Source organism: Streptococcus vulneris, assembly GCF_019218685.1.
Lineage (GTDB): Bacteria > Bacillota > Bacilli > Lactobacillales > Streptococcaceae > Streptococcus > Streptococcus vulneris.
Window position 1 is genome coordinate 62132 of sequence record NZ_JAHUZC010000012.1, and the last position, 10041, is coordinate 72172.

Below are 10041 nucleotides of genomic sequence, written 5' to 3' on the forward strand. Positions count from 1 at the left end.
AAACCTAGCGACGCGATGAACGTCGGGTCGTTTGGTTTTGATTGCCCTCTTCCTCCAGCTTTTTCCTTTCCTCTTCTAGTTTATTCTGCTGTTCTTCCAGTCTTTTCTTCTCTTCCTCTTTTTGTTTCTTCTCAGCTTCCTTAGCATCTTGTTTGGCTTTTTCCTCAGCCTCCATAATTAATTTATCCGCCACAGTGTAACTGTAAATTCCAGCTTCCATGTCAATCACACTCGGTTCTGACAATTGTGGCTTAATCTTACTGTAATATGGCAGTTTCTTACTCATTTCAGATAGAGGAACCAAGACCTCGTCCGAATCATTCATAGTCAATCGAATTAAATCTGATGTGACCTTGCTTGGGGCTAGTTCCACCTTTTGGATAGCCGCCTTGAGTTCTGGACTAATTTGAGCAAGTTCTGAGGTAAAGGTCTTGATTTGTTCGCTGTCATTAAAGAGAACTGATATATAAGTTTCTGGCAGACTCACCAAACTTACCGAACTGGTCTCAAGCTGACCGCTTGAAAGGATTGGATAATGGCTTTCTCCAGAAACATAGTAGGCCACAATATCATATTCCTTGACCTTGATAGTAAACTTGGTTGGAAATTGATAGACAAGCTGAGCTGATTCAACCCAATAATTAGACTTGATCTGCTCTTCATATTTTACCTTATCTAGCAGAAGGTTAATCGTATAATCCGAATCCTGAATGCCTGAAGCCTGTCGAATATCATCAGCTGTAGTTTGCACTGTTCCCTCAACACCAATATCCTTCATGGTCGCATAAGGACTGAGCAAATAAGCAGAGACAACCAATAAAATCAGACTGAGAAACAAAATCGAGATAGCCCGCCAGATATGAACTCCTGGAATTTTCGGTTTGACCGGTTTTTCCTTAACAGGCTTTTTCTCTGCCTTTTTATCCCGTTTATCCTCTTTCTCTGTCTTTTTAGACTTTGATTCTTCTTTGACTACTTCTTTTTTGACGTCTTCTGACTCTTCTACTTTTTCTTCAGCATCTTCCTTAGCTGATTTTGGGTCTTTTGGATCAGATTCACTCTCTTGGTCCTCGGTTGCATCTGACTTTTCAGATTTTGAAGCCATTCGTGCTTGTCTTTCCTTTTCCTTCTCCTCAGCTAGGGCTACCTCTTCTTCAGCCTTCTTTTTTAGATATTCCTGGTTTCGTTTCTGCCATTCTGATAACTCTTTAAATTCTTCGAGGATTTCTTTGCCCTCATTTTTCTTATCTTTTGACATTTACTTTCCTTATGATAAATCTTTTTTCAACAATTGATAAAAATCTGCTAGAGATTTCAATTCCTTTGAAGCCCTCATCTTAGCTTGGTAATCTTCCTTGTGACTTAGTAAGTGAGAAAGCTTCTCTTCTAAACTGTCCAAGGTCAAATCGCTTTCTTGAAGCTCTTCTGCATAGCCTTTTTTTACAAAGTAAGCTGCATTTTCAATCTGGTCTCCACGACTAGCTTCACGACCAAGTGGCACAATAACATGCAATTTTGCCATGGCCAAGAGCTCAAAAATCGTATTGGCACCACCTCGTGTCACAACAATATCAGCCAATTCCATCAAGGGTTGATAGAGATTGGTCACATAGTCAACACGAAAAAGATTTTGGCTCAACTCATTCAGGCTAGAATCTCCAGTTAGATTGATAATATTGTAGCGCTCTGTCAGTTCTTTCTTATGGTCTGTCACCAATTGGTTAAAGACACGAGCGCCTGCAGAACCACCGACAAACAATACAGTTGGCAATTTAGGATTAAAGTGGGTTTGGATATCCACCAATTCATCTGGTTCTGAATTTTTTTGGTCTGAAACCTTGGTCACTGCTCCCACATGCTCGACCTTAGACAAACTTGAAGCTTGTTCAAAGGTTGAATACATCTTCGTCGCAAATTTATAGGCGATTTTATTGGCCAAGCCCATAGATAGGTCAGATTCGTGAATAAAGACAGGAACTCCAGACACACGCGCAGCGATAACTGGCGGCACAGAGACAAAACCTCCCTTTGAAAAAAGGGCCTGTGGACGAAGTCGCAACATGATAAAGAGAGATTGGACAATTCCCCAGCCAACTTTGAAGACGTCCAGCATATTTTGCCAAGAGAAATAGCGACGCAATTTTCCAGTCGCAATAGAATGGAAGGTAACATCCAAACCTGACTTGAGGATTTCTTGGTGTTCGATACCACGCTTGTCCCCGATATAGTGGACTTCCCAACCATCTTCGATGAACTTAGGCATTAACAAAAGGTTAAGGGTCACGTGTCCAACCGTCCCCCCACCTGTAAAGACAATTTTTTTCATATTATTCCTTTAACTCCGCTACTGTGTCGATAAAGAGGTCGCCACGTACTTCAAAGTTAGCATACATATCCCAGCTGGCATTGGCAGGACTGAGAAGAACCACATCTCCTTGAGTCGCAAGCTCGTAGGCCTTGCGGGTCGCATCTGCAATATCAGTCGCATCCACATATGCCACACCAGCCTTGTCTGCTGCCCGTTTAACACGTTCTGCAGACTGACCAAGGATGACCATCTTCTTGAGTCCAGTAATATCTGGCACCAATTCGTCAAACTCATTGCCACGGTCCAAACCACCTGCAATCAAAATGACCTTGCTGTTGTCAAATCCTGACAAGGCTTTTTGAGTAGCCAAGATATTGGTTGACTTGCTATCATTATAGAATTTGACACCCTTGATTTCATCCACAAATTGGAGACGGTGTTTGACACCACCAAAGGCTGAAAGAGTTTCTTTGATGGTTTGGTTATCAACACCACGAAGCTTGGCTACAGCAATAGTCGCAAGGGCATTTTCCACATTGTGACTACCTGGAACTCCGATTTCATTCGCTGCCATGACTACTTCCCCACGGAAGTAGAGTTGACCATCTTCCAAATAAGCTCCATCAACCTTTTCCTGTGTTGAGAATGGTACAACGGTAGCTTGTGTTTTAGTAGCCAAGTCTTTTGCCAAGTCTTGATTAAAGTTCAAGATAAGGAAATCAGCCGCTGTCATCTTGTTCTGGATATTCCACTTGGCTGCTACATATTCCTCAAAAGAACCATGATAATCAATATGAGTTGGCATGAGGTTGGTAATAACTGCAATCTCAGGATGGAATTCTTGAACGCCCATCAGTTGGAAAGAAGAAAGTTCCATGACAAGAGTGTCCTTGTCTGACGCAGTTTGGGCCACTTGACTAGCTGGATAGCCGATATTCCCTGATAAAAGACCATGTTGCCCAACAGCAGTCAAAACTTCCCCAATCATAGTCGTTGTGGTTGTTTTACCGTTCGAACCAGTAATACCGATAATTGGCGCTTCTGAAATCAAGTAAGCCAATTCCACCTCAGTCAAGACTGGAATTCCCTTGGCCAAAGCCTTTTCAATCATGGGATTGCTGTAAGGGATGCCTGGATTTTTCACCATAAGGGCAAACTCTTCATCCAAGAGTTCCAAAGGATGGCCACCTGTGATAACCTTGATCCCTTCTTCCAGCAAACTTTGGGCAGCTGGATTGTCCTCGAATGGTTTCCCATCATTTACCGTCACAATGGCACCTAGCTTGTCCAACAAACGAGCTGCAGATTCACCTGACTTGGCCAAACCTAAAACAAGTACTTTCTTATTTTTAAATTGATCTATTACTTTCATGTCTCGAACTCCATTTCTACTCTTACTATTTTACCATTTTTATGGAAATAATTCTAAATGAAAATGCTCAGATTGGGCATTCTAACAAGCAAAAAGAGAGCCGAAACTCTCTTTTTATCTTCTTTTACTTTTATTAACCGACATGAGGGTAATATCTCGCAAGCTAAAGTATGCTAAGAAGAGCATGGCAATTGCGATAAAGAATTCTGTCGGTAGCTGAAAGATTTGCAGGACAGACAACATCAGCAAAATCAAAAGTGCTACGAAAGCAAAGACGACAAGGACGATATTGACTGTCCCTTTAATGCTTTGTGGTGTCGCAAATACATAGAGTAGTAATAAGAGGAGTCCTATGATTAAATAAACCATCTTTATCTCTTTCTAGCTCTTATTCAGCTGATTTTTTCTTCTTGTTAGCTTTCTCACGCTCTGCCTTGTTAAGGATTTGTTTACGCAAACGGATAGACTCAGGAGTTACTTCCATGTACTCATCATCATTCAAGAACTCAAGAGACTCTTCAAGGGTCAAGATACGAGGTGTCTTGATAACAGCTGTTTGGTCCTTAGTAGCTGAACGAACGTTAGTCATTTGTTTTGCCTTAGTGATGTTAACGGTCAAGTCGTTTTCACGAGAGTTTTCACCGATAATCATTCCTTCATAAACCTCAGTACCTGGGTTGACAAAGATTGTACCACGTTCTTCGATAGACATGATTGAGTAAGTTGTAGCCTTACCAGCATCGATAGAAACAAGGGCACCACGGTGACGACCACCAATTTCACCTGGAATCAAAGGCAAGTATTGGTCGAAGGTATGGTTCATGATACCGTAACCACGAGTCATTGACAAGAACTCAGTTGAGTATCCAATCAAACCACGCGCTGGAACAAGGAAGACCAAACGAGTTTGACCATTACCAGTTGAAATCATATCCAACATTTCACCCTTACGTTCAGAAAGACTTTGGATAACAGATCCTTGGTATTCTTCTGGAGTGTCGATTTGAACACGTTCAAATGGCTCACATTTAACTCCATCGATTTCTTTTACGATAACTTCTGGACGAGATACTTGAAGTTCATATCCCTCACGACGCATTGTTTCGATAAGGATTGACAAGTGCAATTCTCCACGTCCTGAAACAGTCCATTTATCTGGTGAATCAGTTGGGTCAACACGAAGGGAAACGTCTGTTTGCAATTCTGCCTGCAAGCGTTCTTCCACCTTACGAGAAGTTACCCATTTACCTTCTTTACCAGCAAATGGTGAGTTGTTGACCAAGAAAGTCATTTGAAGAGTTGGCTCATCGATGTGTAGGATTGGAAGAGCTTCTACTGCATCTGTCGGAGTAATGGTTTCACCGACAAAGATATCTTCCATACCTGAAACGGCAATCAAGTCACCTGCTTTGGCTTCTTGGATTTCACGACGTTCCAAACCAAAGAAACCGAAGAGTTTTGTAACACGGAAGTTTTTAGTTGTGCCGTCAAGTTTAGAAAGGGTAACTTGGTCCCCAACCTTAACAGTACCACGGAAGACACGACCGATACCGATACGTCCAACGAAGTCATTGTAGTCCAAAAGTGACACTTGGAACTGCAAAGGCTCATCTGAGTTGTCTACTGGAGCTGGGATATGGTCGATAATTGTGTCAAAGATTGGTGCCATAGTAGCTTCTTGGTCAGCTGGATCATCTGACAATGAAGAAGTTCCGTTGATCGCTGAAGCATACACTACTGGGAAATCAAGCTGGTCATCATCTGCACCAAGCTCGATGAAAAGTTCCAATACTTCATCCACTACTTCAGCTGGGCGAGCTGATGGTTTGTCGATTTTGTTAACAACCACGATTGGGACAAGGTCTTGTTCCAAGGCTTTTTTCAATACAAAACGAGTCTGTGGCATTGTTCCTTCGTAGGCATCTACGACCAAAACAACACCGTCAACCATTTTCATGATACGCTCAACTTCTCCACCGAAGTCCGCGTGTCCTGGTGTGTCCATGATATTGATACGAGTTCCGTTATAGGCAACGGCTGTATTTTTAGCAAGAATGGTAATTCCACGCTCTTTTTCGATATCGTTTGAGTCCATAGCACGCTCTGCCAATTCAGTACGTGCATCAAGCGTTTCTGATTGTTTCAATAATTCGTCAACGAGGGTTGTTTTACCGTGGTCAACGTGGGCGATAATCGCAATGTTACGGATATCTTCTCTTAATTTTGTCATGATTTCCTCTATAATATTCAAAATTTATTTTCTAACTGAACGATTATACCATAATTTCAAGTAAATAACATAACTCAAGCAAGTGTAAATGTTTTCACTCTGCTTTTCTTTTCACGTCAAGTCTTTTCAAAGCAAGCGACTTATGATAAGATAGGCACAGTATGCGTTTAGATAATTTATTAGCCCAAGAAAAAATCAGCCGAAAGGCCATGAAACAAGCCTTACTCAAAGAGGAAATTCTAGTCGATGGTCGCCCAGCCCGCTCTCTAGCCCAAAATATCGATACAGGACTACAAAAACTCCTTTTTCAAGACCAAATCATTCGAGGCTATGAGCACACCTATCTTATGCTTCATAAGCCTGCTGGTGTCGTTACAGCCAACAAAGACAAGAAACTTCCAACCGTCATGGACCTCCTTCCGCCTGACATCCAGTCTGACAAACTCTATGCCGTCGGCCGACTGGACCGAGATACGACAGGACTCCTCCTATTGACCGATAACGGTCCCTTGGGCTTCCAACTCCTCCATCCCCAATATCATGTCGATAAATCCTATCAAGTCGTAGTAAACGGACCGCTCACGTCAGACCATATCCGACTGTTTAAGGAAGGAATCGTCTTTTTAGATAGGACCACTTGTAAACCTGCTCAGCTCGAAATTCTGTCCTCAAGCCCAACAGAGAGTCATGCCTCTATTACCATATCAGAAGGAAAATTTCATCAGGTTAAAAAAATGTTCCTCTCAGTTGGTGTCAAGGTTGTCTCTCTCAAACGAGTTCAGTTCGGTGACTTTACATTAGGCCCAGAACTAGCAGAAGGGCAATTCCGTCCCTTGAATCCAGAGGAATTGGAAGTCATTAAAAACTATTTAGAAAAAAGTAGATAAAAGAAAAAAGCTTTATGTTTAAAGCTTTTTTAATCTTCTTTAACTCATGTGTAAGATAATTCCAACAATCCAGTTAAGAGCAGAAAGAACAATACCTACAATAGCTATAATTCTTTCTGCTTTATAATCAAGTCCAGATTCTTTTTGAAGTTCGTTAGCATACAAGATACCGGCGATACCTAAAAGAATACCTCCCAAAGCAAATAATAAACTCATAACAATAGACAGAATACCCACCAAAAGTGGATTTTTTTCTTTTCTTGCATTTTCTAAAAACTCCTTAAATTAAACACAAATGAATAATACCATAAAAATCGGCTTTATCAATTGGGTGAAAAATCTTAGCACTATGTTATCCGGTTCTTGAATCGAGAAGAGTGGATAAAACAAAAAAGCTTTTAAAAATAAAGCTTTTTTGTTAGAATTCTGATTAGTGCATCATTAAGAGGAGTCCTGCAACCCAGTTAATTACAGAAACTACAATCCCTACGATATTAAGAATTCGTTCTGTTTTATAGTCTAATTCAGATTCTTTTTGATGTGAATTAGCCAAGACTAGACCAATGATCCCCAAAACGAGACCTACGATTGGAAATAGCAAACCAAGAACGATAGATAGGATACCTAAAACAAGGGAAGATTTCTTCTTTTCTTTCATATTATAAAACTCCTAAAATTATTACCACTAAATTATATCAAAAGAAATAGGTTTTGTCTATATAATACTATAAGTTTTTTATCATATTAATGATAGCAATCTCTCAAAGAAACGTTCACTTGTCTACCCAAAGCGAAACTTAGTTTGAGAATTTAGCTTATGTTAATTAGTCTTCACTTTTCCTTTCCAAGAATCCAAACCATAAGAAAGGATATAAATCTCAGAAAAACCTTGCTTTTTCAGATAGAGTGCTGCATTTGTGACACGTTGCGCACGTTGGTTTTCATAAAGAAGGACAGGTTTCTCCTTACGAAGGGCTGCAAGACTAGTCTTCAACTGACTTGAAGGAATATTGCGAGCCCCAAGAATATGTTTTCTGTGGAATTCTGCTGGGTCGCGCAAATCAATCAATTGACCCGTACGAATCAAGGATTCAAATTCCTCATTGTCCACAATTTTAGCCGCACGGCGAATACGAAGATAGTTAAAGCCCATCCATGCCAACATTGCCAGTATAAGTGCCCACAAAATCCAAGTAACCATTAGTTCTTTTCTCCATTTTTCTCAATATAATCCAATTCTACCTTATGCTCTCTGCGAAGAACTGCTTCTGCCTCTAGATAGTCTAATTTGTCCATCAACCCTGCATCGTAAATTCGAGAGAGCTCCAACTTCATCAGTTCAATATCATATAAGCGTTTTCCCATGTAAACAATAATACCAAATCGTTTGAGGAATTGTTGCACATCATAGAATGTTTTCATAAGACTCATTCTAGCAAAATTTTGTGTTTTTTTCAAGAAGAGACTCACACAATGCTCCTGATTTTCCTATCTTCTTTGGCGATTCTGACGCAAGTGTGGTACAATAAAAACATGAGAATTCAACAATTACACTATATTATCAAAATCGTCGAAACCGGCTCCATGAATGAGGCAGCCAAGCAACTCTTTATCACCCAACCAAGTCTTTCCAATGCTGTGAGAGATTTAGAAAATGAAATGGGTATTGAGATCTTTATCCGCAATCCTAAGGGCATCACCTTGACCCGTGATGGGATGGAGTTCCTCTCTTATGCCCGTCAAGTTGTCGAGCAAACCCAACTTCTGGAGGAACGCTATAAAAATCCTGTCGCCCACCGCGAACTCTTTAGCGTTTCGTCTCAGCACTATGCCTTTGTGGTCAATGCCTTTGTCTCTTTGCTCAAGAAAAGCGATATGGAGAAATACGAGCTCTTCCTTCGTGAAACTCGTACTTGGGAGATTATCGACGACGTCAAGAACTTCCGTAGTGAGGTCGGTGTCCTATTTTTTAACAGCTACAACCGTGATGTTTTAACCAAAATGCTGGATGACAACCACCTGCTGGCTCACCATCTTTTTACCGCCCAGCCTCATATCTTTGTCAGCAAGACCAATCCTCTGGCAAAGAAAGACAAGGTTAAACTGTCTGATTTGGAAAACTTCCCTTACCTGAGTTATGACCAAGGGACGCACAACTCCTTCTACTTTTCAGAAGAGATTCTCTCGCAGGAATACCACAAAAAATCTATCGTAGTCAGCGACCGTGCCACTCTCTTTAACCTCTTGATTGGTTTGGACGGTTATACCATTGCGACAGGAATTTTGAACAGCAACCTCAACGGAGACAATATCGTTTCTATCCCACTGGACATTGATGACCCCATTAAGCTGGTCTATATCCAGCATGAAAAAACCAGCCTATCCAAGATGGGCGAACGCTTTATCGACTATCTACTAGAAGAAGTCCAGTTTGATAGTTGAGAATAGTATTAAAATGCTAAAAATATATATGGAGACAAAAAATGAAAAAGATTATACTCGCTAGTACAGTTGCCCTATCTATTTTAGGGTACTCTCAAGTAACGGTCCAGGCTCAAGAAAATAAAGCAGAGTCAGTACGAGAAAATGTAACAATTCCTCATTCAAGTACTTCAAAAATCGAAAACCAAGAAAAACCGAAAGAGAATGTTGAAAAAACAGACAATTCTTCTAAAATTGACGATAAAGAAGAAAAAACTCCTGCTACAGAAGAGAAGAAATCTGAAGTAAAAAAAGAAGAAAAAAAAGTTGAAAAAGTCAAAGAAGGTTGGCAAGAAGAAAATAATAACTGGCGCTTTTACGAACACAATAAACCTGTTACCAACTGGAAAAAAATCCAAGGAAAGTGGTACTACTTCAACAAAGATGGAAATCGACTAAGCAATACAACCTTTGATGGTTATGTATTCAATAAAGATGGAGTAATGGCTGAGAACGGTTGGAACTTCATCAATGGAAAGTGGTACTTTGCTAGTTCTTCAGGAAAAATTTCTCAGAATAAATGGGAAAAAATTGCTGATTCTTGGTATTACTTCGACAAAGATGGAATCATGCTTAGTAATACAACCATTAACAGCTACTTGCTGACAAATAGTGGAGCCATGGCTGAAAACAAATGGGTTCTCATTGATAAACATTGGTACTTCGCTAATCCTTCAGGAAAAATCTCTCAAAATAAATGGGAAAAAATTGGTGGGTCTTGGTATTACTTCGACAAAGATGGAATCATGCTCAGTAATACAAC

12 protein-coding genes are annotated in these 10041 nt (G+C 40.4%); 3 read left to right on the top strand and 9 right to left on the bottom strand.

Features of this window, described 5'->3' with window-relative positions:
- Positions 1–4 precede the first annotated feature (4 nt).
- The 5 genes from KUA57_RS08340 to typA all read right to left on the bottom strand — a co-directional run bounded on the left by KUA57_RS08340 (position 5) and on the right by typA (position 5910).
- Complete coding sequence (locus tag KUA57_RS08340) at positions 5–1258, bottom strand: cell division protein FtsQ/DivIB (RefSeq protein ID WP_061864276.1); 1254 nt, start codon at positions 1256–1258, stop codon at positions 5–7.
- Between the two features lie 9 nt (positions 1259–1267).
- Positions 1268–2326 carry a UDP-N-acetylglucosamine--N-acetylmuramyl-(pentapeptide) pyrophosphoryl-undecaprenol N-acetylglucosamine transferase gene (locus tag KUA57_RS08345; protein ID WP_049551681.1) on the bottom strand — a complete coding sequence of 353 codons (1059 nt, stop codon included), beginning with the start codon at positions 2324–2326 and terminating at the stop codon, positions 1268–1270.
- Between the two features lies 1 nt (position 2327).
- Positions 2328–3680, bottom strand: coding sequence for a UDP-N-acetylmuramoyl-L-alanine--D-glutamate ligase (gene murD / locus KUA57_RS08350; protein ID WP_061864278.1), 1353 nt, complete (start codon positions 3678–3680; stop codon positions 2328–2330).
- A 114-nt stretch (positions 3681–3794) separates the two neighbouring features.
- Entirely contained in the window at positions 3795–4049 is a 255-nt protein-coding gene (locus tag KUA57_RS08355) for a DUF3165 family protein (RefSeq protein ID WP_020901944.1), read from the bottom strand.
- 19 nt (positions 4050–4068) lie between these two features.
- On the bottom strand, positions 4069–5910 hold the full coding sequence (gene typA / locus KUA57_RS08360; RefSeq protein WP_000164111.1) for a translational GTPase TypA: 1842 nt from the start codon (positions 5908–5910) through the stop codon (positions 4069–4071).
- A 161-nt stretch (positions 5911–6071) separates the two neighbouring features.
- Here typA and KUA57_RS08365 point away from each other — a divergent pair, with 161 nt between their 5' ends.
- Positions 6072–6797 (top strand): 16S rRNA pseudouridine(516) synthase, encoded by a 726-nt coding sequence (locus KUA57_RS08365; protein WP_061864280.1) that lies wholly within the window; start codon positions 6072–6074, stop codon positions 6795–6797.
- Positions 6798–6836: 39 nt separating this feature from the next.
- Here KUA57_RS08365 and KUA57_RS08370 read toward each other — a convergent pair whose 3' ends face one another.
- The 4 genes from KUA57_RS08370 to KUA57_RS08385 form a co-directional block, all read right to left on the bottom strand.
- Positions 6837–7013, bottom strand: a complete 177-nt coding sequence (locus KUA57_RS08370; protein ID WP_125447583.1) for a DUF4190 domain-containing protein — start codon at positions 7011–7013, stop codon at positions 6837–6839.
- Positions 7014–7227: 214 nt separating this feature from the next.
- Positions 7228–7455: a DUF4190 domain-containing protein gene (locus KUA57_RS08375; RefSeq protein WP_125447585.1), complete on the bottom strand. Its 228-nt coding sequence runs from the start codon at positions 7453–7455 to the stop codon at positions 7228–7230.
- 162 nt (positions 7456–7617) lie between these two features.
- Positions 7618–7998, bottom strand: coding sequence for a rhodanese-like domain-containing protein (locus KUA57_RS08380; RefSeq protein ID WP_061864282.1), 381 nt, complete (start codon positions 7996–7998; stop codon positions 7618–7620).
- The gene (locus tag KUA57_RS08385) at positions 7998–8267 is read right to left on the bottom strand and encodes a YqgQ family protein (protein WP_000051787.1); all 270 of its coding nucleotides are present in this window, start codon (positions 8265–8267) and stop codon (positions 7998–8000) included. Before KUA57_RS08385 ends, KUA57_RS08380 begins: the two co-directional genes overlap by 1 nt.
- A 63-nt stretch (positions 8268–8330) precedes the next feature.
- Between KUA57_RS08385 and KUA57_RS08390 the strand changes: the two genes are divergently transcribed.
- On the top strand, positions 8331–9239 hold the full coding sequence (locus tag KUA57_RS08390; protein ID WP_218494060.1) for a LysR family transcriptional regulator: 909 nt from the start codon (positions 8331–8333) through the stop codon (positions 9237–9239).
- A gap of 41 nt (positions 9240–9280) precedes the next feature.
- On the top strand, positions 9281–10041 hold a 761-nt coding region (locus KUA57_RS08395; protein WP_431830575.1), incomplete at its 3' end, for an N-acetylmuramoyl-L-alanine amidase family protein.

What these genes read in the sequence shown, in the direction of transcription:
- KUA57_RS08370 (WP_125447583.1), bottom strand. Translation starts at nt 7,013, where the DNA reads ATGAGTTTATTATTTGCTTTGGGAGGTATTCTTTTAGGTATCGCCGGT.
- KUA57_RS08355 (WP_020901944.1), bottom strand. Translation starts at nt 4,049, where the DNA reads ATGGTTTATTTAATCATAGGACTCCTCTTATTACTACTCTATGTATTT.
- murD (WP_061864278.1), bottom strand. Translation starts at nt 3,680, where the DNA reads ATGAAAGTAATAGATCAATTTAAAAATAAGAAAGTACTTGTTTTAGGT.
- KUA57_RS08340 (WP_061864276.1), bottom strand. Translation starts at nt 1,258, where the DNA reads ATGTCAAAAGATAAGAAAAATGAGGGCAAAGAAATCCTCGAAGAATTT.
- KUA57_RS08375 (WP_125447585.1), bottom strand. Translation starts at nt 7,455, where the DNA reads ATGAAAGAAAAGAAGAAATCTTCCCTTGTTTTAGGTATCCTATCTATC.
- KUA57_RS08380 (WP_061864282.1), bottom strand. Translation starts at nt 7,998, where the DNA reads ATGGTTACTTGGATTTTGTGGGCACTTATACTGGCAATGTTGGCATGG.
- KUA57_RS08345 (WP_049551681.1), bottom strand. Translation starts at nt 2,326, where the DNA reads ATGAAAAAAATTGTCTTTACAGGTGGGGGGACGGTTGGACACGTGACC.
- typA (WP_000164111.1), bottom strand. Translation starts at nt 5,910, where the DNA reads ATGACAAAATTAAGAGAAGATATCCGTAACATTGCGATTATCGCCCAC.
- KUA57_RS08365 (WP_061864280.1), top strand. Translation starts at nt 6,072, where the DNA reads ATGCGTTTAGATAATTTATTAGCCCAAGAAAAAATCAGCCGAAAGGCC.
- KUA57_RS08390 (WP_218494060.1), top strand. Translation starts at nt 8,331, where the DNA reads ATGAGAATTCAACAATTACACTATATTATCAAAATCGTCGAAACCGGC.